Source organism: Bradyrhizobium sp. (genome assembly GCF_004799445.1).
In the GTDB taxonomy this organism is placed as follows: domain Bacteria; phylum Pseudomonadota; class Alphaproteobacteria; order Rhizobiales; family Xanthobacteraceae; genus Bradyrhizobium.
This window is the reverse complement of record NZ_SSNA01000055.1, coordinates 203,740-223,816: the sequence shown is the minus strand read 5'-3', so window position 1 is coordinate 223,816 and position 20,077 is coordinate 203,740. Positions and strand designations below refer to the sequence as shown.

Below are 20,077 nucleotides of genomic sequence, written 5' to 3'. Positions count from 1 at the left end.
TTGCGCGCGACGTCGCCGACATTCTTGTAGCCGACGCCGGTATAATACGGGCCCTGCGGCGCCGGATAGCCAGCCGCGGGAAAGCCGAGCGGACGGCCGTCCTTGTAAAAGAAATATTCCTGCTCGAAGCCGAACCACGCGCCTTCGTCGTCCAGAATGGTCGCGCGCTTGTTGGTGACATGCGGTGTCTTGCCGTCGGGCATCATGACTTCACACATCACCAGCGCGCCGTCGGTGCGCGCGCCATCGGGATAAATGGCGACCGGCTTGAGCACGCAATCCGAACTGTGGCCCTCTGCCTGCATGGTCGAGCTTCCGTCGAAGCCCCAAAGCGGAAGCTGCTCCAGCGTCGGGAAGGAATCGAATTCCTTGATCTGGGTTTTGCCGCGCAAATTCGGAGTCGGCGCGTATCCGTCGAGCCAGATGTACTCGAGCTTATACTTTGTCATTGAGCCTCTCTTGAGTTGATGATGCGAAGGTGGGGAAACCGAAGCCTCTTGGTCACCACACGCGTACCCGGCCACCATCGGCCAGTCTTTACTAAGCAATTAAAGTGCCAATCGCTGCATTGCGGGAGAGCTATCGCGACGGGGAAATCCCGTTCGGTCGAACCGACTTCCGGTCGCTTCGAGGTGCGGCAAAGGCGCGCGGGGCGCGTTGCCGGCGGACGCGGGATGACCTGACTTAGGCCCAGATTGCGCCTGTTTCCGCAGCAATCGGCGGCATCGCCCCTCGCCCCGATCAATAGCGCGGCAGCTCTCCGCAATATTCCGCAAGAAGATGAAGTCTCTCCGCAACCTTGGCATCGGCCCACGCGTTAGCCAGGCTGCCGCTGCTTTGGAGGAGGCAAAAGCAAAAGTGCCTACATTTTATTCATAAAATGATTTTTCTTTAATCAGGTTGCACGACCGGAGTGCAGGGACGATATCGATTCCAGTAACCACTCGCGAACGAGTCGGGCGCACCATGAATCAAAGCGCTACGACAAAGGAGATACCGATGAATACGAACCTGAATCACGGGTCTGCAAAGATCTACCAATTCCCTGCCGGGGGCCGCGCGGCTCTCGGCGTCCGTCGCCATGAGGAGACCAAGGCCGTCACCGATTCCGACTCATTGCGCGTCAGCGAAGCTGCGTGCGGTGGCAGCTGGTATCACGAAGCGGCCATCCAGGAATCCAAACCGTTGCGTGAACGCTGATGCGAGGCGCGGACTCGATACCGATGCGCCGCCAGTCGCCGATGCGATATCAACAACAAAGGGTCGGAACGAAAAGGTTTCGGCCCTTTTTCATGTCAGCTCGCACGCGGTAACCGGTCGTTTGACATGCCTGATCGTGCTGCCAGCCTTTGTGATCATCAGGGTCACGCCGCCGCCCGAATAGTGCGCGCCGGAGAAGGCCAGACGCTTTTTCAGCGTCACCGCCCGTCCATCGATCTGCAAATGTGCGCGCGTATCGTATTTGAAAAATCCGACGATGAACCGGGTGCCATCGGCACAGCGATAGTTCTCGAAGCTCTGCGCTAACGCGGCCGACGAGCCGGTGACAACGCCTGCGAAAACGAGCGCGGCACCGGAAATGGCGGCCTTGTACCCAGTCATATTGCCCCCGGCTGCTTCTCTCCCCCGCGGATATGATCCGCCGGACACGATGTGCAATACCCGCGTGATGCGCGGGTGTACAGCCAGGATCGGAAAGGGCCGATGAACGCGCCGCTGCGAAGCAGCCAAAGAACTGCTTACGCCGCTGCTTCCAGTTCAGCGTCGAGGTCGGCAATGACGTCCTCGAAGGCCGAGATCGCCTGCTGAACCGCGGCGATCTGTATCAATTCCCAGCCGCCAACCGGACCGTTGCGGTTTTGCAGCGCGACAACCAAATCCCGCCGCTGCTCCTTGAGCTGAACCAGCGGCAAGCCGTGGTCAGGCAAATGTCTCATCATGATGTTTTCCAACCCCTGGATTGAACCAACCGCAGCATAGCCGGACGGTTCTGCAGTTCGCTTATAGAATTCGGACAAATTTTAACGATCGGCGCCAGGAGCCGAGGCCCGGAGATCCAGGCCCCTTGCCTGGGGCGCGGTTTTAATCGCGTCGCCGGGTGCTTTTGCCCGTGTCAGGCATTGGGACCGTCCGTTCGCGGCGACGTAAGACGTATCGACCCGAATTTGGTCGCAAAGTCTCGCAGCATTGCAAATGAATTTTGCCTGACGGTAGTGTGGGCCGCTTCCTCCTCGCCCCGGAGATCAATCATGGACGGAAAAATCATTGTCGTGACCGGAGCCTCAGGCGCGCTTGGCAGGGTTGTCGCGATCTCCGCCCTGGCGATGGGTGCCCGGGTAGCCGGCGTCGATCACGCGGCATCGCAGGTTGCGGCAACACCCAACCGGATCGAGCTCGGCGGCGTCGATCTGACCGACGCGGCCCAGGCCAAGCAGGCCGTCGACGCGGCGGCGGCGCATTTCGGCAAGCTCGATGCGCTGATCAACATCGCCGGCGGCTTTGCGTTCGAGGCCATCGCCGACGGTGATCCAGCGACTTGGCAGCGCATGTATGCGCTCAACGTGCTCACCGCGCTGAACGCGTCGCGATCGGCGATCCCGCATCTTGTCGCGTCCGGCGCAGGCCGAATCGTCAATGTCGGCGCGATCGGCGCATTGCAGGCAGGTTCCGGCATGGGCGCCTACGCTGCGTCAAAAGCCGGCGTGCACCGCCTCACCGAGACGCTTGCCGCCGAATGGAAAGGCAAGATTACCGTCAATGCCGTGTTGCCGTCGACCATCGACACCGCGGCCAACCGCGCCAGCATGCCGAAGGCGGATTTCACTAAATGGGTGACGCCGGAGGAACTCGCCAGCGTGATCCTGTTTCTCGCAAGCGATGCGGCCAGCGCCGTCACCGGCGCGTTGCTTCCGGTGAGCGGCCGGGTCTAGTCTGGAACCAGCAGCCGCAGCCTGGACTTGAATCGAATGCTCTGCTTGCCGGCGAGCGCGATGCCGTCGCTTTCGGCGGCGTCATCGGTATAGGTTCCGGTAAAGCCGATCGTCACCACCTTGCGTTCCCAGACCGGCCGCTCGCCAAATGTCGGGGAATGCTCTTGGTTGGTTACCTCGCCCTTCCACCTGCCGTCCGCCGCCGTGTAGGTGCCGAAGGCATAGAAGAACGAGTCACCCCCGCGCAACGTGCCGTCGCGCACGACCATGACCCCCTGATTGCCGCCCTTGATCCCGTCAAGCATCTCGACGGTGATGTGGTAGAGGCCGTTTCTGATCATCGCTTCCGCCACGCCCGCAGTCTGGTCCCGGCGGCAGAATAGCCGCTCCAGGCCTGCCTGATCAAATCCCGCCGCATGCGCCCGGGCGATCCGGGCTAAACTCGCACAGTGAGTCGCAGGCACGACACTGGAGATTGCTTGGAAACCGCACTTTATCTGCCCGTCAAACGTTTCCTCGAGAAGCTCGGCTTTGCGGTCAAGGGCGAAGTCGGCGGCTGCGACCTCGTCGCGCTGAGCGGCGGCGACCCCCCGATCGTGGTCATCGGCGAATTGAAGCTTTCCTTCAACCTTGAACTGGTCTTGCAGGCGGTCGATCGCGCCACCTCCTGCGACGAGGTCTGGCTCGCCGCCAGACTGTCCGAGCGCGGCAAGGGACGGGAGAGCGATGCGCGCTATCGCAATCTCTGCCGCCGACTGGGCTTTGGCATGCTTGCGGTCACCAAGTCGGGCGATGTCGAGGTGATCGTCGCGCCGCCCACGACCAGCCCGCGCCGCGATCCGAAGAAGCGCTCGCGCCTCGTTGCCGAGCATCGGCGGCGCAAGGGGGACCCGGCACTGGGCGGCAGCACCCGCACTCCGATCATGACGGCATACCGCCAACAGGCGCTGGCCTGCGCATTGGCGCTGTCGCAGGGGCCACGGCGCGTGCGCGACCTCAAGCCCGGAATTCCCGATGCTCCGAAGATTCTGCTGCACAACGTGTATGGCTGGTTCGATCGCGCCGAGCGCGGCATTTATCTCCTAACCGATGCCGGACACGCTGCGCTCAAGCGCTGGCCGCAGCAGCCGATCGACTTTGCGGGCGCCGGCGATTCAGTCTCGTGAGATGCCCTGAATTGAAAACGGCGGGAGGGACGCGATGATCGTGGTGACCGGCAGCGTAACGGCGCGGGAAGATTCCTTCCATGAGGCCCGCAAACTGAGCCTGGAGCACGTGCATCGCTCGCGCAACGAGCAAGGATGCATCGCGCACGCCGTGCATATCGATTGCGAAAATTCGCTGCGGCTGGTGTTCATCGAACAGTGGACCAGTCGCGACGCGCTGGCAGCACATTTCGCGGTGCCGGCCTCACGCGATTTTGTCCGCGCCCTGCAGCCGCTGGCCGCGGCCAACCCGACGATCGAGATTTACGACGCCACAGGGGTGGAGAAGCTCTGAACTCGGAAGACGCATAGCTGGATTGCCACATCAATTTCATATTGCAATGCAACATAATGCTCCCTAGATACGCTGCATCAAACAAGAGGCCGCGATGAGTCAGGACTGGAACACGAAATATGGGCCGCGGCGCGTGCGACGCGATCCGCCGACGTTGGAGGAAGCTATCTTCGCCGCGGCGGGTATCACCGACGATCAGAGTGAACAGGCGGAAATCGCGGCATCCCTAATGGGGCTGCCGATCGAATCCGTCACGGCCGAAGTGAAGAAGGCCGGACGCGCCTTTGCGCGTTCCACGACCCGCGTGATCGCCGGAGAACAGGGCGCGCAGCGCTCGGTCGTGGTCGAGCGCCGGATTGTCAGGAAGTTCGGCAACGCCAAGCGGACGGGGACCTGAGACACGTATTTGTCGCGTGACCGCCGATCGCCTGGCCGGCGATCGGCAAATGACGGTGCGCCCGTGCGCCTCGTCAGGCGGTTCGTCCCCAGCCTGACATCCGCAGCATAAATTTCCAGTATTCGCGGTTGAAATTGGCCATCGCCCGCGCCGCATCGAACGGTGTGGCGATCGGGGACCGCGCAGATTCGGGCTGCGCTTGCTGCTTCAGATCGATGCTGCCGGTGGATTCGCCGTGGCGGAACGTCAGATGCGCGCCGAACTTGTTGGCAAGCGTCCGCATCGCCTCATTTTGCGCGCCGGTGGTGATCCGCAAGGAGCGGTAGCCTTTGGCCCGCGCTTCCGCGATCACCTTTCGGAACAATATGCTGCCGACGCCCTGCCGGCGCAATTGGGCTTCCACGCTGAATGCGATTTCCGGCTGTGAATCCGGTGATCGATCCGGCGGATGCAATTCCGCAGCACCTCGGACCAAACCGTCTTCGAGATAGGCGATAATGATGGTGCCGTCTTCAGCGCATTTTGCGGCATAGCGCTCAATGAAGCCATCGTCCATGAAGCCGTGGAAGCGGTCATGGCGGCTTTCCCGGTCAAGCCGCAACAGATGATCGCGCAGCAGCGGCAGTTCTTCCTGCTGACTCAGCGTCCGAACTATGCCTTTGGCCGTCGAGCGGGTCGTATTTTCGTAATTCACGTCAAAACTCCTCTTGGAAGGCCCTCGAGGAGGCGTCGAATCCCTAGATCACGTATATTGTGCATTGCAACATGAAATTCAAGGCCGCTTCCCGCCGCAAATTACGGCAGAAAGTCGCGACCAATTCGTTAACCAACCCACCGGCGGACATTTTTCACAGCACCATCTGGGTCTGGGTTACCACCGCGATCAGCTTTCCGTCCTCGGTTTCCAGCCTTGTCTGCCAGACCTGGGTACGCCGCCCCCGATGCACCGGGGTCGCGGTCGCGATCACCGTCATTCCCTCCCTCGCGCCGCCAATGAAATTGGTCTTGCTCTCGATGGTCGTGGTCCCGTTCGCGCCTTCCGGCAGATTGATCACGGTTGCCGCGGCGCCAACTGAATCCGCCAACGCCATCACCGCACCGCCATGAATCATGTGGTTGAGCGTACAGAGGTCGGGGCGGACCAGCATCCGCGCCACGACGCGATCCCTTTCGGCTTCGGTGAAGCTGACCCCCTTCAATTCGGCAAAAGGCATCTTCATCGAATTGACTTTCTCCAGCGGCGTCATGGTCGCCCTCCCGTTGAATTTTCAACCGTCATACGCGGGCTTGACCCGCGCATCCATCAAACTTCGCCAAAGCACTTTTCCGAGAGGATAGATTGCCGGGTCAAGCCGGCAATGATGTCTCTGGTCATACCCGCCGTGACAACCCGTTCAATATTCTGCATATCGTCCGCCATGCGCCAATTCCCTCCCCGCCGGATCGTCTGTCTCACCGAAGAAACCGTGGAGACGCTATATCTGCTTGGCGAGCAGGACCGGATTGTCGGCGTATCCGGCTACGCGGTGCGGCCGCCGCAGGTCCGGCGCGAAAAGCCCCGGGTTTCGGCGTTCATTTCGGCCGACATTCCGAAAATCCTCAAGCTCGAGCCGGACCTCGTCCTCGCTTTCTCGGATCTGCAGGCCGACATCGTCTCCGATCTGGTCCGCGCCGGTATCGCCATCCATGTCTTCAATCAGCGCGACGTCGCGGGCATCCTGGCGATGATCCGCACGCTGGGGGCGCTGGTCGGTGCGGCGGAGCGCGCCGATCAACTCGCGACCAGCTATGAAGAGCGTCTTGCGAACATCGCGTCGGCCACCCGCCCCTCGCCCAAACCAAGGGTCTATTTCGAGGAATGGGACGATCCCCTGATCAGCGGCATCGGCTGGGTGTCCGAACTGATCGAGATCGCGGGCGGCGAAGACATCCTGCCGGACCTGCGATTCCAGCAGGCGGCGAAGGACCGGATCATTTCCCCTGATCTCGTGCGCGCTGCCGCGCCCGACGTGATTCTGGCGTCCTGGTGCGGCAAGAAAGTCGTTCCGGACAAGATCAGGCGGCGGCCGGGATGGGACCAGATTCCGGCTGTCGACAACGACCGGATCGTCGAGATCAAATCGCCGCTGATCCTGCAACCCGGTCCCGCCGCTCTGACCGACGGGCTGGATGCGATTGTCGCAGCACTTTGGCCCTCCGCTACACCTTCTCCACCCCGCACCATTCGGCGATAAACAGCGCGGTGACCTTGGTTGATTTGCGCAGCGAGTCCAGATCGACATATTCGTTGAAGCCATGCATTGCCGCCCCGCTAGCGCCAAAGCACAGGCTCGGAATGTTGTAGTTCAGCCCATAGAACCGCGTGTCGGTGAGCGCGGTGAAGACGAGGTCCTGCACGGCGCCGCCATAGACCTCGTCATAGGCCTTGCCGAACGCGGCTTCCGCCGCCGCTGAATCCTTCAGTTCATAGCCTTCCGAAAGAAACCCGGACCACTCCACGCCAGGCGGATTGTTGGAAAGAAATCGATGATCGCGCGCGGCCGCAGCGATATGGCTGAGAATCTCGGCCTGGCAATCGGCAACCGACCAGCCCGGCAGGATCGCAATCCGGCAATCGACGTCACACCAGGCCGGCACGCTGGAAGCCCAGTCGCCGCCCCTGATGATGCCGGGATTGAAGTTGATCGGATGCGTCACCGCCCTGAAATGGCGATCGCTTTTCGCGCGCTCGTTCCATTCGGCCTCGAGTTTTTGCAGCGACTGGATCAGATGATAGGCCGCGGTGATCGCATTGGAGCCTGAGCCAGCCTCGAACACATGCACGGGATGGCCGCGCACCTTCAGGCGAAACCAGATCACGCCGACCTGCGAGCGCACCATCTTGCCGGAGGTAGGTTCGGGAATGAAACAGGCATCGGCGCGATAGCCGCGCTGCAGGGTCGAGAGCGCGCCGACGCCGGTGCTCTCCTCCTCGATCACGGACTGGAAATGAATCCGCCCCGTCGGCTTGAGGCCCGCCGCCGCGATCGCATCGAGCGCATAAAGCGCGCCGATGGTCCCCGACTTCATGTCGCAGGCGCCGCGGCCATACATCTTGCCGTCCCTCACCACGGGCGAAAACGGCGGCGTCTCCCACATCTCAAGCGGACCGGTCGGCACGACGTCGCAATGCCCCTGCAGGATCAGCGATTTGCCGGCGTTATTTGGCGGACGGTAGGTGCCGACCACGGTGCGGGCTCTCGAAAAATCATGCTCGATCGGCCCGAAACCGCGCAAATCCTTCAGGTCGTCGACATCGATATGCCAGTCGTCGACCTCGTAACCGCGCCGGCGCAACAGATCGCCGATCATGTCCTGGCACGGCCCCTCCGCGCCACGGATAGAGGGTATGGCGACAAACTCCCTGGTGGTCGCAAGCTGCGCGTCGAAATGGCCATCGACCGCGTCGAGGATTTTTTGCCTGGTATCGGTGGCGTTCATGCGTCACGTTTCCCGTTGTTGCTTTCAGAATCGCAGCCGCGTCAATACACTGCCCGCTTCGGTTTCACGCGCCATGGAGACAGCAATGCCCGCTAACCGCAATATTATGTTTCTGATCATCGGCGCATTGATCGTGGCAGTGGGCGTGCTCGGCTACAATCTCTACCAGACCAAAAAGCAGCCGGAAGGCCTGCAGATCAATGTCGGCCCCAACGGGCTGAAGATCCAAAACAAGTGAGACAGAATGCGCCGATCATGAAGCTGCCGCCCGTCAAACGCCGGTCGTCACCGGTATTTGCACTTCTGCTGCTTGGTGGCTGCGCCATGATCGGGCTGGTTACCCCGACACCGGCACAACAGGTTTCTCGCGAGCAGGATATCGGCGACTTGCGGCTCGGGCAGCGCATCAAGGTCGATGACGGAACTTGCCCCGCCGGCCAGGTCAAGGAGATTTCCGGCGCCAAGATGAGCTCGGGCGGGGTGGTCCGGGCGAGCAAGTGCGTTCCGCGTTTGGGACCCAAGCAAAGAAAATAACGGTGCGCCCTCACTCCGGCGGGCGGACGGTCGTTAGCCGATGTCCGCCACCATTCCTTTGCAGCGATGACAGGTTTCCCGGAAGCCAGCCTATTTCAACGGCTCGAACATGCACTGCAGCGTCGGCTTTGCAACCTTTGTGAAGGTTGCTCCGATCTCGGACCGTTTGGCGGGCGGTACCCATTCGGTCTCGATGGTCGGCACGCCGGTTTCGCTGATCCCGCGCAGCAACGCCGAGCGCAGATCGGTGTCTTCTACAGCGGCGGCCGCGTAGTCATGAAGGCAACCGCAAACGGATTCTGGATGCTCCCAGCGCCCCACCATACGGGCAGCGCATTGCCGCACGAATTCTCCGCGCGGATCGGTCGGTTTAATCAGTGATCGCGGCTGGGCGCGCACAGGTCCGCCCAGAACGAGCCAGCCAACAATCACGACGGAACAGATACGAAAAAACATACCAGGCCTTGCCGGCAAAAATTCCGCTCAGCTGCGTCCTAACGGGCCGCAACAACGATGGCGGGCGCGGCCGTGACCAACGCCGAGCCGCTATAGGCGAACGCGCCGAAACCCGGCAGGTTGCCATCCGGCGAACCAGCCAATGTTGGTCCAGCCAGCACGAAGGCGAAAGCGAGGAGGAAACTGAGGGTTCGCATTTGACTGTCTCCGGTTTTTCTGCCGGCGCTGTTCGCCGTTTCTCTTGGCGAAATTGGTAACCATCCGCCGTTTCCGGAGTTCTGCGTCGAAGCCGAAAATGGTTTCGTCGGTCAGGAGAATTGTTTCGTCGCCGCAGCCGGACGAAACACTACGTCAAAAAGACAAATAATTTCAGCAGCATGCCTCCGGAAGAGCACTCGTCCGGGCCTCCCGGCGTCGCCCGGCAAGCCAAAACCAGCGACGACGATGCACCGGACGACCGTCGGCCATTGGCCGAGATGCGGTCGTTCATTGGCCCAGGCGGCCCCAACGCCGGCATGAAGGCCAATGCCACTTCTTAACTTCTCTCGGGTGAAGAGAGCGGGACCGATCGCCGGCTGCCATGAACCGGGACCTTCCGCCTGGCTAATTCGTCAAACCGCATGCAACTTTTATCGGGAGTTGGGCGTTGCCACAAACACCTCAACCAAGGACCGCATCGTGGGCAATGGCAACATCGATGTTGGCAAGGCCGGCCCGACTCGCAAACTCCGTCGGCCAAGTGTTGAAAGCCTGGCTGGACCTGACGGGTTTCCCCAGTTGCGGATCGACGGCAGAGGCCCGGTGAAAGCGGACCTGGAGAGGATTTGTGGCGCGATGTCACAGCAGCATGGCGACAGCGGCCGCGGCAATGAATCGGTGCCGCAAAAGTTGGTGCACCTGGTGGGCTGCCGTGACCCCAACGCGCGGACCGAGCCGTGGGTTCGCCCGCGGCCGGCTTCCCCGAAGCCGTAGCTTCGGGGTACATCATCCCGATTTCAGCTACTGGACGAACTCATTCAGCTACTGGATGAACTCGCCACATTTTTGAACCGCATCGCCGGATCCCCAGGGCATGATGGGTACCGAGGAGGTCGAATTCTTCGGTGACCCTTCGATCAGCCTGTCCGAATAGACCATATAGACCAATACGTTCCGTTTGGCGTCGCAGCCGCGCACGATCTGCATCTTCTTGAAGAACAGCGAGCGCCGCTGCCGGAACATATCGTCGCCCTGCTCCAGCTTGTTCTTGAAGTGGATCGGCCCGATCTGGCGGCATGCCAATGAAATATCCGAGACTTCCTCGGCAATCCCCAGCCAGCCCTTGACGCCGCCCCTTTCTGGCACCGTGAAGTGACAAGCCACCCCTTCGACTTCGGGATCGTCTACGCCATAGGTGGCGAGCTTGTCGTTGGGAGTGAGCCACTTGAAGACGGTTGAACGACGGAAGATCAGGTCCGGTTCGTCGGCCGCCAAGGCCGTCGAAACCGGCCACAACACCAGCGCGAGCGCCAACAGCGCCCGGCGTCCCCATCGTGTGTCATGTTGGCTTAAGGCTTGGCGTGTCATGGCTGTCTCCGTCCGCGGATTCATTGATGTAGGCACTGGCAACAAGCGCCGAAAGCCTGCCGGTAACCGGTGCCGTCCGGCGTTTAACCTAATGTGAGGCTTTTTTGTTACGCTTGGGGCCAAATCGCGGGTGCTGGACGCGTTGCGCTGGTGAACGCGTATCTCGTCTGCAACACTAAATCTCAAGAGTTGGGATTCGAGGAAGATGCGCGTGAACGGGCATACCGCTGCTTTTTTGGCCAAACGGCTTTGGCGATTTGCCATTTTCACTGCGGTCGGAGCGATCGGCATCGCCTCACAGGCGGAAGCCGCGCTGTATTACTGGTCCGATTCCGATCCGGCCCTTTCGCGGCCCGGTCCAACGGTTCCCCCGTCTCGCCAGGGAAAGCGCCGTCATCCTGAAAAAAAGGCCGAGCTTGCCGAGAAGGAATCGGCCAAGCCGCAGGGACCGCTGATCATCTCGATCTCGATCGCCCAGCAAAGAATGAGGGTTTACGACGCCAACGGATTCTTCGCGGAAACCCCGATTTCCACGGGCATGCCTGGCCACCCGACGCCGATGGGTGTTTTCAGCGTCATTCAAAAACACAAATTGCACCATTCCAACATCTATAGCGGCGCTCCCATGCCCTATATGCAGCGGATCACCTGGTCGGGCGTGGCCATGCATGCCGGCGTACTGCCCGGCCATCCGGCATCGCATGGTTGTATCCGCATGCCCATGGCCTTTGCCGTGAAGATGTGGAACTGGACCAAAATGGGCGCGCGGGTCGTCGTCACGCCCGGCGAGATCACCCCAGTCAGCTTCTCGCATCCGCTTCTCGCTGCATTGAAGGTCCCGCCTCAGCCGATCGCAGCCGCCCAACCGAACCAGGACGCGCCGGCCGCTGCAAACGTCGACAAGACCGTCGGCACGGACGCGAACACCAAGCCCGTAATCTCGGAGGCGGTCGCCGAGCTCAGACCGACCCTTGGTCACGATGGCAGCGCCAAGCCGGCAGCGGACGAAACACCGGCTCCGGGGCCGTCGCAGACCCGAACCGCCGATGCCAGCGCTGCTTTGCCGGCGGCCAACCTTGCGGTCACGATGTCCGATGCCGCGCCAGCCAGCCGGAACGCGTCACCGGCCGCTTCATCCGACGACAAAGTCGCCGCTGAAAAAACAGCCGACGCCAAATCATCTGAAGTCACATCTGCCGAAATCGAGCCGGCTAAAGCCGACGCAGTCGATTTCGCGGAAAAGAAGGCCGACGAGGCCGCAGGAAGCCCGGACGTCGTGGCCGTCAAGATCGAGACCGTGGCACGCGAAAACATCAAGGCTGACGCGCCGACAACCGCGGCCCCCAAGGCAATCGAGAAGCCAAGCGAGAAGCCTGACCAAAGTGCCCAGGCGCTGGTAGCTCCCGCCGCCATCCCGGAAGCGAAGAAGGATCAGAGTCGCCCGACCGATGTCGTGAAGGCCGCCGTCCCGAAGCCTGATCCGGCATGGGCTACGGCGCTCAAGCGTGCCGGGCAGATCGCGGTGTTCGTCAGCCGCAAGGATTCAAAGCTCTATGTCCGGCAGAATTTCGCACCGCTGTTCGAGGTGCCCGTGACGATCGCGCCCAGCGACCGGCCGCTCGGAACGCATGTGTTCACCGCGCAGGTCGACAAGGGCGATGCCAACGTCCTGCACTGGTCGGTGGTCTCGCTCCCCGCGCCCGCCAGGAATGCCGTGCGGCGCGACGAGGACGAGCGCAGCTTGCGTCGGCGCAAGATCGCGGGCGCTGGCTCGGTTGAGGTGAAGCCGTTGCCGGTGCCGGACAGTCCCGCCGAAGCGCTGGATCGTCTCACCCTACCCGCCGACACCATGGCAAGGATTACCGAGGCGCTTTCGACCGCTGGATCGATCATCGTTTCGGATCAGGGCATCGCCGCCGGCGAAACCGGCGAAGGAACGGATTTCATCGTTTCGCTGCGTTAGGCCTTTTCGGGAGGGCCCCGCCCTTCGGTCTCCCGTCGCTTTGAGCCAGAGGCTGGGCTAAAAGACCGCCGGCATGGACCAATCTCCCACCCGGGCCTCAACGACCTCACCGCGGATCCGCGCGGCGCCAGATGCCTTCGACCGACTGACATTTCTCGGCTGGCAATGGGGATTGACGGCGATTCTCGCCGGGATGGCAGTCTCGTTCCTGCTGTACGGCTACGCGCTGATCTACTGGCGTAACGCCGACATGGATTTCATGGTGATCTATAACGCGCTTGTCCTCAACGACGGCAAGCCGCAGCTGTTCTTTGATCACACCGGCTACATAACCATCCTGTCCGTCAAGGCCTGGTTCGAGCTGCTGCATCGTCTTGGCCTGCTCAACTCCTACTCGTTATCCGCGATTCCGGCGGCCTCCGACCCCGGAGCCTTCGACGCCGCCATGACCAGCGCCGTTCGCGCCGGTCGCGTTCTCGCGTTTCTGATCGCGACCGGTTGCGTGCTGATTTTTGCGGCGCTGCTCCGCCTCATCGTGCGCGACTGGCGCGTGGCGCTGATCGCGACCTTTGCATTCGCATTTTCCGGCGGCGTCGCCGTGCATTCGCGGATTTTGCGCACCGAGCTTGTCGCGGCGTGTCCGGTCATCTTTGCGCTCATGATCCTGATCGCGATCGGGCGCCGCGCCGGTGTGGCGCGGCCGCTCGGGATGGCGGCGGCGGCGGCACTCTGCATGGTGGGTCTCGAAAACAAGGTGCAGGCGATCCTGCTGATCGGCGCACTGCCGGTTCTGGTCATGCCGTTCGGATGCGCGGGAAGCGCCAGCGTCGCGTTCTGGCGCCAGACACGATCGGGCTGGCCGGCGATAATCGCAGCTGTCGCGGCCGTGGTGGCGGCGTGGGCGGCGTGGCCGCTCATCGCCACCGGCTTTGATCGCGCCCTGCTCGATGCCGCGCTGTTTCATCCGCTGTTGCTCGGCCGCTTCGGCATCTATCAGGCTGCGCTATTGGTCCTGACAGCCGGCTGCATGATCGCCTACGCCGTGATCTGGCACGTCAGCGCGACCGAGACGTTGGCGTCGATGCTGGCGGTCGCCGCCGGCGCTTTGGTGGCGCTGCTGGCGCTCGATCTCGCATACAACCCCGGCAACGTGATCGCGGTGTTCAATCCGCTGGAAAAAATGCTGACCTTTGCCGATGCGGGCACGAACGCTGCGGCGGGCGAATCCAGGCCGTCCGGAATTCTGTGGCTCCTGCTCGATGGAATCGCATCGGTCCTTGCGCGCTACACTTTCGTGCTGCATTCCTCGCCGCGTCCGACCGTGTTTCTCACCTGGCTGATCGTGCCCGGCATCGTTTATGCGTGGATACGCGGCGAAAAGCAGACCGCGGTCCAAGCCCTCGTCCTCCTGCTGGCGGCGACCGGTATCGACGCGCTTGGCGTGCGACGCGGACTGAAATCCGAATATTTCATCTTTACCGATCCCCTGATCATCCTCGCGGGCGCGATCCTGCTCGATTCCCTGACCGAGCTGCGCTTTCGTCAGTGGACCTATCCCATCGCAATGGTTCTGTTCGGATTGCATATCGCGGTCGGCCAGGCCGAGCCGATCAAATACGCCTTCATGCGCAGGGGGCCGGAATCGATATGTGAATGGAACCGCCACTATATTCCGCTGCTCTCGTTGCCCTGGTGCCCTGCGGCCCGCTCATAACGGCTTGTTGAGAGGCACCCGCGCGCCGCTTGCGCTAGTTTCGGCCAGCCTTGATCATGATGAACCCAGGGGGCTTTCGATGATCGACCGGAGGACAATTCTCACTGCAGCGCTGGCCGCGCCGATAAGTCAGGCATGGACACCGACCGCCGGCGCACAGGCCGCAATGACCAAGGTCACCGCCTACGCCTTTTCCTTTCCCGCCTTGGCCGGAGCCGATATCAGTCTGGCGGACTATGCCGGCCGTCCGGTGCTGATCGTCAACACGGCGTCATTGTGTGGCTTCACGCCGCAATATGCCGGCTTGCAGCAGCTGTGGACCGAGTTTCATGACCGGGGCCTGATGATCATCGGCGTTCCCTCCAACGATTTCGGCGCACAGGAACCCGGCGGCGCCACCGAGATCGCGGAGACCACCCAGCACCAATATGGCGTTACCTTTCCAATCGCGGCAAAGACCGTGGTGAGAGGCCCGGACGCGCACCCATTCTACAAATGGGCCGCAAATGCGCGGCCGAAGGACGTTCCTCGATGGAACTTCCACAAATACCTGATTGGCCGCGATGGCTATATCGCCGAGGTGTTCCCTGAAACCGTGGAGCCGCTGGATACACGGGTCAAAACCGCGATTGCGCGGGCGCTCGCTGACTCCTGACCCGGCGCGTCAGGACTAAAGGCCAAAACCCCCGGAATTAACCGGTCTGTGCGACAAATCCACCGGCGGCGAAAAAGCCGTTGCCGTGGCCGCACAGCTCCAACTAGGCTATCATGATCGGGGCAGGAAATCGCTCAGGCGACGGCAAAACGCCGAGGCCGGGCGCGCGATCACGGTAGAGGAAGAACACCATGCGTATTGCGGCAGGTTTGATCTTTGCAGGCGCGGTTTCGCTGTGCATGTCGGGTGCAGCGTGGTCGCAGACCCCCGCCCCCAAGAACAACGCCGCGCCAGCCGCGACGGCGGCAGCAGCGCCCATGCCCGCCGCGGCACCCGCGCAGGCAAAGACGCCTTGCGCAAATCCGGATGCGCTTGGGATCGGCCGCGTCGTCGAGATCGACACCACGGGCGGACCGGGCTTCGGATTCGAGCACTTCAAGCAGCTCGATTTCCTGCGCGACAAGGAAGTGGTGCTGACGTTCGACGACGGTCCGTGGCCGCTCAACACGCCCTCGGTGCTGAAGACCTTGGCGGACGAGTGCACGACCGGCATTTTTTTTCCGATCGGCAAGCACGCGACTTATTACCCGGAAATCCTCAAGCAGGTTCTCGCGGCCGGTCACACCGTCGGATCGCATACCTGGTCGCACGCGACCCTCACCAACAAGAAGCTGACGGAAGACCAGCGCAAGGAAGAAATCGAGAAGGGTTTCAGCGCGGTGAAGTGGGCGCTGGGCGCTTCGCCCTCGCCCTTCTTCCGCTTCCCGGCGCTGCAGCACCCGCCTGAAATGGTGACCTATCTCGGCACCCGGAACATCGCAATGTTCTCCTGCGACCTCGACTCCTTCGATTTCAAGGCGCGCAATCCGCAGCAGGTGATCGACGTCACGATGAAAAAGCTCGACAAGCTCGGCAAGGGCATCATCCTGATGCACGATTTCCACAAGCATACCGCAGAAGCCTTGCCTGCCCTGCTGCGCAAACTGAAGGCCGGCGGCTACAAGGTGGTGCAGATGAAGGCGAAGGCGCGGGTTGAGACCCTTCCGCAATACGACGAAGAGGTTCTGAAGGACGCCAAGCTGCCGACGGTGAGTTCCCGGCCCGTCTCCAGCGTGGTGCAGACGATCTCGGAATAATCCCGGCCGCTGACGAAAACGTCCGTGCCCGCGCTCCACATCGACGGCTATGTCATCGTGTCCGCCGACGGAATGCTGGCGAACGCTGGGCGTGCGATGCCGGATGAATTGAAATTCGAGGGCGACAAGCGATTTTTCACCGCCGCCCTCGACCGCGCCGATCTGATCGTGCACGGCCGGAATTCCTACGAGGACCAGCCGAACTCGCCGGGCAGAAAGCGGATCATCCTGACCCGGAAGATCAATGCCATTGCGCCCGATCCGTCCAATGCGAGGGCCACGCTGTGGAATCCGGCCGGCGCTTCGTTCGAGGCCGCCTGCGACCATGCCGGCGTGGATTCCGGGACGATCGCGATCATCGGCGGACCGGCCGTGTTCGAGATGTTTATGGACCGCTACGATACCTTCTGGCTCTCCCAGGCGCCGCGCGTCAATTTGCCCGGCGGTGTGCCGTGCTTCCCCGGCGTGCCCCGCCATTCACCCCAGGAAATTCTGGCCGCCCATGGCTTAAGAGCCGGCGAAAGCCAGGTCCTCGATATCGCCGACGGCATTACCGTCACACCATGGCGGCGCACGATCTAGACGTCGTAGGCGGGCTCCGGTGCCCGCGACATCCGGCCGTATCCCGCGATCATGAACAGCGCGCCGATGATCGACAGATTTTTCAACGCATGGACCATGTTGTTCCTGGCGTCAGCACCGGTTTGATTCCAGAAGTCGTGAAAGTAGAAGGTTGCGCACGCCACGAACAGGATCAGCAGAAGCGCAAAAAAGCGCGCGCCGAAATTCAGCGCGATCATGAAGCCACAGATCAGCTCGATCGCCCCCGCCGCAATCGCCAGCATCTGCGGCATCGACATCCCGGTCAGGCCCTCCAGCTGCGAGGTGTAGGTTGCCAGCATCGCCGGAAGAACAATCTTCTCGGTCATTTGCGTGGTCGCCGTCAGATCCAGAAGCTTGGAAGCCCCTGAGACAATGAAAAGCACGGCGAACAGAACTCGCCCGAAAGTAATGAACGCTGGCATGGTCGGCCTCACTGAATGCTGCAACCGCGGGTTGGCTGGACGGCGGGACGATTATGGGGGTTCCGCTCCGGCTTTTCAAACAGTCAAATCGATTCCCGGTTGGCTGCCATCGCCAACCGGTGCCCGATTCCATCCGGCTAGCCAAACAGCGACGGTTGCCGGCGGCCCGCCCGCTCCTGGGCTTCGACGGCGGCAACCGCGGTCATGTTGAGGATGCCGCGCGCGGTCACCGAGGGGGTCAGAATATGAGCGGGCCGCGACGGGCCAATCAGAATGGGCCCGACCGGCAGCGCGTCGGCCAGCGCCTTGATCATCTGATAGGCGACGTTGGCGGTGTCGAGGTTCGGCATGATCAGGATATTGGCCTCGCCCTCCAGCTTCGAGTGAGGCAGGATCATCTTCCGCGCCGCCTCCGACAGCGCGGTATCGCCCTGCATCTCGCCATCGGCCTCGATTTCGGGATGGTTCTGCTTCAACAGCGCCGTGGCGCGGCGCATTTTGCGGGAGGATTCGGTATCATAACTGCCGAAATCGGAATGTGACACAAACGCGATTTTTGGCTTGATGTTGAAGCGCTGGACATGGATCGCCGCCAGCGCCGCCATTTCCGCAAGCTCCTCGGCGCTCGGGTTCGGCCGCACCTGGGTATCGGCAATGAAATAGGCGCCCTTGCTGGTGATCATCAGCGCAAGCGCCGCGAAATCGCTCACGCCGGGCAGAAAGCCGACGATCTCGCGGACGTGACGCAGATGGCTCATATAGCGGCCCTCGACGCCGCAGATCATGGCGTCGGCCTCACCGCGCACCACCGCGAGCGCAGCAATCACGGTTGCGTTGGTCCGCACCACGGTGCGCGCGGCGTCGGGGGTCACGCCGTGCCGGCCGGCGACATCGATATAGGACTGGACATAGGACCGGTAGCGCGGATCGTCCTCGGGATTGACGAGATCGAAATCACGGCCGGCCTTGATGGCCAGACCAAACCTTTTGATCCGCGCTTCGACCACCGACGGACGCCCGACCAGGATCGGCCGCGCCAGTTTTTCCTCCAGAACGACCTGCGTCGCATGCAGGACCCGCTCATCTTCGCCTTCGGCATAGATCACGCGGACCGGCTGGGTCTTCGCCTTGGCAAACATCGGCTTCATGACCAGCCCGGAGCGGAACGCAAAACGCTCGAGTTGGGCCGCGTAATCCTCGAAACTGGCGATCGGCCGGGTGGCAACCCCCGACGCCATGGCCGCCTTGGCGACCGCGGGCGCAATGCGCAGGATCAGCCGCGGATCGAACGGGCTCGGGATCAGCGAGCCCGGGCCAAACCCCTGGGATTCGCCGCTGTCAAAGCCGGGCGCGATCGCGTCCGACGGCGGATCGCGCGCGAGCTGCGCGATCGCTTCCACCGCGGCATGCTTCATGTCCTCGTTGATCGCGGTGGCGCCGACGTCGAGCGCACCCCGAAAGATGAACGGAAAGCACAGAACGTTGTTGACCTGATTGGGAAAGTCGCTTCTGCCGGTGCAGATCATCGCATCGGGCCGCGCCTTTCGGGCCTCATCCGGCATGATCTCCGGCGTCGGATTGGCGAGCGCCATCACCAGCGGCTTGTCCGCCATCTGCTTGATCATTTCCGGCTTCAGCACATTGGGAGCGGAAAGGCCGAGAAAGATATCGGCGCCGCCGATCACATCGGCCAGCACGCGCTTGTCGGTCTTCTGCGCATAGACTGCTTTCCAGCGATCCATCAGCGTGTTGCGGCCCTCGTGCACCACGCCGTCGATATCGCAAACCCAGATATTCTTGCGCTGCGCGCCCAGCGAAACCAAGAGATTGAGGCAGGCGATCGCCGCGGCACCGGCACCGGAGGCGACGATCTTGACGTCCGCGAGCTTCTTGCCGTTTAGCAGCAGCGCATTGGTGATCGCGGCGCCGACGATGATGGCGGTGCCGTGCTGGTCGTCGTGAAACACCGGAATTTTCATGCGCGCCTTGAGTTGCGCCTCGATCTCGAAGCACTCCGGGCCCTTGATGTCCTCCAGGTTGATGCCGCCGAAGGTCGGCTCCAGCGCCGCCACGGTCTCGACCACGCGCTCGACGGTGTCGGCGGCGATTTCAATATCGAACACATCGATGCCGGCGAATTTCTTGAACAGAACCGCCTTGCCCTCCATCACCGGCTTCGACGCCAGCGGGCCGATATTGCCAAGGCCGAGTACCGCGGTGCCGTTGGAAACCACAGCGACCAGATTGGCGCGGATCGTCAGCGACGCGGCCTCGGCGGGATCGGCAGATATCGCCATGCAGGCGGCGGCAACGCCCGGCGTATAGGCGAGCGCGAGATCGCGCTGGTTGGCGAGCGGCTTGATCGCCTGAATTTCGAGCTTACCCGGCCGCGGCAGCCGGTGATAGGCGAGCGCCGCGGAATCAAGATCTTCAGAATGGGATGTCATAGATGCTCCAGCGTTTCCGGCCGGGAAACCTCGATTTCGTCAGGCTCGGGGCCAGTTTTCCGGCGGATGGAGGTTGCATGTGAAGCACGCACAGGTGCCTTCGCGCAACATCTGAAACGGCACACGTCAACAGCTCCAGGGGGTATTGATCGTGGCCCGCTGGAGACCCCCTGCCCGCAGCACTTGGCCAGGATTGTGACAATAGCCATGGCCTAACGGCAATCTGAACCGACCTTGAGGGTAACTGCCAAGCTCGCCGAATCAGGCCGGGCCG

General features: G+C 62.1%; 25 protein-coding genes. 13 read left to right on the top strand and 12 right to left on the bottom strand.

Annotation, left to right across the window (positions count from 1 at the left end; translation table 11 throughout):
* Positions 1 to 449 (bottom strand): glutamine synthetase beta-grasp domain-containing protein (locus E8A46_RS06785; RefSeq protein ID WP_291558992.1); only part of this gene is annotated, 449 nt, incomplete at its 3' end.
* A 550-nt stretch (positions 450 to 999) separates the two neighbouring features.
* Here E8A46_RS06785 and E8A46_RS06780 point away from each other — a divergent pair.
* On the top strand, positions 1,000 to 1,200 hold the full coding sequence (locus E8A46_RS06780) for a DUF2735 domain-containing protein (RefSeq protein WP_291558990.1): 201 nt from the start codon (positions 1,000 to 1,002) through the stop codon (positions 1,198 to 1,200).
* Between the two features lie 90 nt (positions 1,201 to 1,290).
* Here E8A46_RS06780 and E8A46_RS06775 read toward each other — a convergent pair whose 3' ends face one another.
* Both E8A46_RS06775 and E8A46_RS06770 read right to left on the bottom strand, forming a co-directional pair.
* On the bottom strand, positions 1,291 to 1,731 hold the full coding sequence (locus E8A46_RS06775) for an MliC family protein (protein WP_363251230.1): 441 nt from the start codon (positions 1,729 to 1,731) through the stop codon (positions 1,291 to 1,293).
* Between the two features lie 8 nt (positions 1,732 to 1,739).
* Complete coding sequence (locus tag E8A46_RS06770; RefSeq protein WP_291558989.1) at positions 1,740 to 1,940, bottom strand: hypothetical protein; 201 nt, start codon at positions 1,938 to 1,940, stop codon at positions 1,740 to 1,742.
* A gap of 309 nt (positions 1,941 to 2,249) precedes the next feature.
* On the opposite strand from E8A46_RS06770, the gene fabG reads away from it, so the two are divergent.
* Positions 2,250 to 2,930, top strand: a complete 681-nt coding sequence (gene fabG / locus E8A46_RS06765) for a 3-oxoacyl-ACP reductase FabG (protein ID WP_291558987.1) — start codon at positions 2,250 to 2,252, stop codon at positions 2,928 to 2,930.
* Here the strand turns inward: fabG and E8A46_RS06760 are convergent.
* Positions 2,927 to 3,271, bottom strand: coding sequence for a GrlR family regulatory protein (locus E8A46_RS06760; protein WP_291558985.1), 345 nt, complete (start codon positions 3,269 to 3,271; stop codon positions 2,927 to 2,929). The genes fabG and E8A46_RS06760 overlap by 4 nt on opposite strands.
* 138 nt (positions 3,272 to 3,409) lie before the next feature.
* On the opposite strand from E8A46_RS06760, the gene E8A46_RS06755 reads away from it, so the two are divergent.
* The 3 genes from E8A46_RS06755 (at position 3,410) to E8A46_RS06745 (ending at position 4,827) form a co-directional block, all read left to right on the top strand.
* Entirely contained in the window at positions 3,410 to 4,096 is a 687-nt protein-coding gene (locus tag E8A46_RS06755) for a DUF2161 family putative PD-(D/E)XK-type phosphodiesterase (RefSeq protein ID WP_291558984.1), read from the top strand.
* A 34-nt stretch (positions 4,097 to 4,130) separates the two neighbouring features.
* On the top strand, positions 4,131 to 4,430 hold the full coding sequence (locus E8A46_RS06750; protein WP_291558983.1) for a putative quinol monooxygenase: 300 nt from the start codon (positions 4,131 to 4,133) through the stop codon (positions 4,428 to 4,430).
* Between the two features lie 94 nt (positions 4,431 to 4,524).
* Positions 4,525 to 4,827, top strand: a complete 303-nt coding sequence (locus tag E8A46_RS06745) for a hypothetical protein (protein WP_291558981.1) — start codon at positions 4,525 to 4,527, stop codon at positions 4,825 to 4,827.
* Between the two features lie 73 nt (positions 4,828 to 4,900).
* Here E8A46_RS06745 and E8A46_RS06740 read toward each other — a convergent pair whose 3' ends face one another.
* Positions 4,901 to 5,521: a GNAT family N-acetyltransferase gene (locus tag E8A46_RS06740; protein ID WP_291558978.1), complete on the bottom strand. Its 621-nt coding sequence runs from the start codon at positions 5,519 to 5,521 to the stop codon at positions 4,901 to 4,903.
* Positions 5,522 to 5,675: 154 nt separating this feature from the next.
* Positions 5,676 to 6,074: a PaaI family thioesterase gene (locus E8A46_RS06735; protein WP_291558976.1), complete on the bottom strand. Its 399-nt coding sequence runs from the start codon at positions 6,072 to 6,074 to the stop codon at positions 5,676 to 5,678.
* Positions 6,075 to 6,245: 171 nt separating this feature from the next.
* Between E8A46_RS06735 and E8A46_RS06730 the strand changes: the two genes are divergently transcribed.
* The gene (locus E8A46_RS06730; RefSeq protein WP_291558974.1) at positions 6,246 to 7,061 is read left to right on the top strand and encodes a cobalamin-binding protein; all 816 of its coding nucleotides are present in this window, start codon (positions 6,246 to 6,248) and stop codon (positions 7,059 to 7,061) included.
* Here E8A46_RS06730 and E8A46_RS06725 read toward each other — a convergent pair.
* On the bottom strand, positions 7,027 to 8,307 hold the full coding sequence (locus E8A46_RS06725; protein ID WP_291558972.1) for an ArgE/DapE family deacylase: 1,281 nt from the start codon (positions 8,305 to 8,307) through the stop codon (positions 7,027 to 7,029). The two genes, E8A46_RS06730 and E8A46_RS06725, sit on opposite strands and share 35 nt — an antisense overlap.
* 85 nt (positions 8,308 to 8,392) lie before the next feature.
* Here E8A46_RS06725 and E8A46_RS06720 point away from each other — a divergent pair, with 85 nt between their 5' ends.
* Positions 8,393 to 8,545 carry a hypothetical protein gene (locus E8A46_RS06720; protein WP_291558970.1) on the top strand — a complete coding sequence of 51 codons (153 nt, stop codon included), beginning with the start codon at positions 8,393 to 8,395 and terminating at the stop codon, positions 8,543 to 8,545.
* A gap of 17 nt (positions 8,546 to 8,562) precedes the next feature.
* A complete protein-coding gene (locus E8A46_RS06715) occupies positions 8,563 to 8,841 on the top strand; it encodes a DUF6719 family protein (RefSeq protein WP_363251225.1) in 279 nt (92 codons plus the stop codon).
* 90 nt (positions 8,842 to 8,931) lie between these two features.
* Here E8A46_RS06715 and E8A46_RS06710 read toward each other — a convergent pair whose 3' ends face one another.
* The 3 genes from E8A46_RS06710 to E8A46_RS06700 all read right to left on the bottom strand — a co-directional run bounded on the left by E8A46_RS06710 (position 8,932) and on the right by E8A46_RS06700 (position 10,863).
* The gene (locus E8A46_RS06710) at positions 8,932 to 9,297 is read right to left on the bottom strand and encodes a hypothetical protein (protein ID WP_291558969.1); all 366 of its coding nucleotides are present in this window, start codon (positions 9,295 to 9,297) and stop codon (positions 8,932 to 8,934) included.
* 38 nt (positions 9,298 to 9,335) lie between these two features.
* Positions 9,336 to 9,494 (bottom strand): hypothetical protein, encoded by a 159-nt coding sequence (locus tag E8A46_RS06705; protein WP_291558967.1) that lies wholly within the window; start codon positions 9,492 to 9,494, stop codon positions 9,336 to 9,338.
* An 823-nt stretch (positions 9,495 to 10,317) separates the two neighbouring features.
* Positions 10,318 to 10,863, bottom strand: coding sequence for a CreA family protein (locus tag E8A46_RS06700; protein ID WP_291558965.1), 546 nt, complete (start codon positions 10,861 to 10,863; stop codon positions 10,318 to 10,320).
* 211 nt (positions 10,864 to 11,074) lie between these two features.
* Between E8A46_RS06700 and E8A46_RS06695 the strand changes: the two genes are divergently transcribed.
* The 5 genes from E8A46_RS06695 to E8A46_RS06675 all read left to right on the top strand — a co-directional run bounded on the left by E8A46_RS06695 (position 11,075) and on the right by E8A46_RS06675 (position 16,913).
* Positions 11,075 to 12,826, top strand: a complete 1,752-nt coding sequence (locus E8A46_RS06695; protein ID WP_291558963.1) for a L,D-transpeptidase family protein — start codon at positions 11,075 to 11,077, stop codon at positions 12,824 to 12,826.
* 73 nt (positions 12,827 to 12,899) lie between these two features.
* The gene (locus tag E8A46_RS06690; protein ID WP_291558961.1) at positions 12,900 to 14,540 is read left to right on the top strand and encodes a hypothetical protein; all 1,641 of its coding nucleotides are present in this window, start codon (positions 12,900 to 12,902) and stop codon (positions 14,538 to 14,540) included.
* A 79-nt stretch (positions 14,541 to 14,619) separates the two neighbouring features.
* Positions 14,620 to 15,195, top strand: coding sequence for a glutathione peroxidase (locus E8A46_RS06685; RefSeq protein ID WP_291558960.1), 576 nt, complete (start codon positions 14,620 to 14,622; stop codon positions 15,193 to 15,195).
* A gap of 191 nt (positions 15,196 to 15,386) precedes the next feature.
* Positions 15,387 to 16,331, top strand: coding sequence for a polysaccharide deacetylase family protein (locus tag E8A46_RS06680; RefSeq protein ID WP_291558958.1), 945 nt, complete (start codon positions 15,387 to 15,389; stop codon positions 16,329 to 16,331).
* 72 nt (positions 16,332 to 16,403) lie between these two features.
* On the top strand, positions 16,404 to 16,913 hold the full coding sequence (locus tag E8A46_RS06675) for a dihydrofolate reductase (protein ID WP_291559015.1): 510 nt from the start codon (positions 16,404 to 16,406) through the stop codon (positions 16,911 to 16,913).
* On the opposite strand, the gene E8A46_RS06670 is transcribed toward E8A46_RS06675, so the two are convergent.
* Entirely contained in the window at positions 16,910 to 17,356 is a 447-nt protein-coding gene (locus E8A46_RS06670) for a DoxX family protein (RefSeq protein ID WP_291558956.1), read from the bottom strand. The genes E8A46_RS06675 and E8A46_RS06670 overlap by 4 nt on opposite strands.
* Positions 17,357 to 17,493: 137 nt before the next feature.
* Positions 17,494 to 19,803, bottom strand: a complete 2,310-nt coding sequence (locus E8A46_RS06665; protein ID WP_291558954.1) for an NADP-dependent malic enzyme — start codon at positions 19,801 to 19,803, stop codon at positions 17,494 to 17,496.
* Positions 19,804 to 20,077: the final 274 nt, after the last annotated feature.

What these genes read in the sequence shown, in the direction of transcription:
- E8A46_RS06670 (WP_291558956.1), bottom strand. Translation starts at nt 17,356, where the DNA reads ATGCCAGCGTTCATTACTTTCGGGCGAGTTCTGTTCGCCGTGCTTTTC.
- E8A46_RS06770 (WP_291558989.1), bottom strand. Translation starts at nt 1,940, where the DNA reads ATGATGAGACATTTGCCTGACCACGGCTTGCCGCTGGTTCAGCTCAAG.
- E8A46_RS06720 (WP_291558970.1), top strand. Translation starts at nt 8,393, where the DNA reads ATGCCCGCTAACCGCAATATTATGTTTCTGATCATCGGCGCATTGATC.
- E8A46_RS06780 (WP_291558990.1), top strand. Translation starts at nt 1,000, where the DNA reads ATGAATACGAACCTGAATCACGGGTCTGCAAAGATCTACCAATTCCCT.
- E8A46_RS06725 (WP_291558972.1), bottom strand. Translation starts at nt 8,307, where the DNA reads ATGAACGCCACCGATACCAGGCAAAAAATCCTCGACGCGGTCGATGGC.
- E8A46_RS06665 (WP_291558954.1), bottom strand. Translation starts at nt 19,803, where the DNA reads ATGACATCCCATTCTGAAGATCTTGATTCCGCGGCGCTCGCCTATCAC.
- E8A46_RS06750 (WP_291558983.1), top strand. Translation starts at nt 4,131, where the DNA reads ATGATCGTGGTGACCGGCAGCGTAACGGCGCGGGAAGATTCCTTCCAT.
- E8A46_RS06690 (WP_291558961.1), top strand. Translation starts at nt 12,900, where the DNA reads ATGGACCAATCTCCCACCCGGGCCTCAACGACCTCACCGCGGATCCGC.
- E8A46_RS06730 (WP_291558974.1), top strand. Translation starts at nt 6,246, where the DNA reads ATGCGCCAATTCCCTCCCCGCCGGATCGTCTGTCTCACCGAAGAAACC.
- E8A46_RS06675 (WP_291559015.1), top strand. Translation starts at nt 16,404, where the DNA reads ATGCTGGCGAACGCTGGGCGTGCGATGCCGGATGAATTGAAATTCGAG.
- E8A46_RS06685 (WP_291558960.1), top strand. Translation starts at nt 14,620, where the DNA reads ATGATCGACCGGAGGACAATTCTCACTGCAGCGCTGGCCGCGCCGATA.
- E8A46_RS06705 (WP_291558967.1), bottom strand. Translation starts at nt 9,494, where the DNA reads ATGCGAACCCTCAGTTTCCTCCTCGCTTTCGCCTTCGTGCTGGCTGGA.
- E8A46_RS06760 (WP_291558985.1), bottom strand. Translation starts at nt 3,271, where the DNA reads ATGATCAGAAACGGCCTCTACCACATCACCGTCGAGATGCTTGACGGG.
- E8A46_RS06700 (WP_291558965.1), bottom strand. Translation starts at nt 10,863, where the DNA reads ATGACACGCCAAGCCTTAAGCCAACATGACACACGATGGGGACGCCGG.
- fabG (WP_291558987.1), top strand. Translation starts at nt 2,250, where the DNA reads ATGGACGGAAAAATCATTGTCGTGACCGGAGCCTCAGGCGCGCTTGGC.
- E8A46_RS06735 (WP_291558976.1), bottom strand. Translation starts at nt 6,074, where the DNA reads ATGACGCCGCTGGAGAAAGTCAATTCGATGAAGATGCCTTTTGCCGAA.
- E8A46_RS06710 (WP_291558969.1), bottom strand. Translation starts at nt 9,297, where the DNA reads ATGTTTTTTCGTATCTGTTCCGTCGTGATTGTTGGCTGGCTCGTTCTG.
- E8A46_RS06715 (WP_363251225.1), top strand. Translation starts at nt 8,563, where the DNA reads ATGAAGCTGCCGCCCGTCAAACGCCGGTCGTCACCGGTATTTGCACTT.
- E8A46_RS06680 (WP_291558958.1), top strand. Translation starts at nt 15,387, where the DNA reads ATGCGTATTGCGGCAGGTTTGATCTTTGCAGGCGCGGTTTCGCTGTGC.
- E8A46_RS06745 (WP_291558981.1), top strand. Translation starts at nt 4,525, where the DNA reads ATGAGTCAGGACTGGAACACGAAATATGGGCCGCGGCGCGTGCGACGC.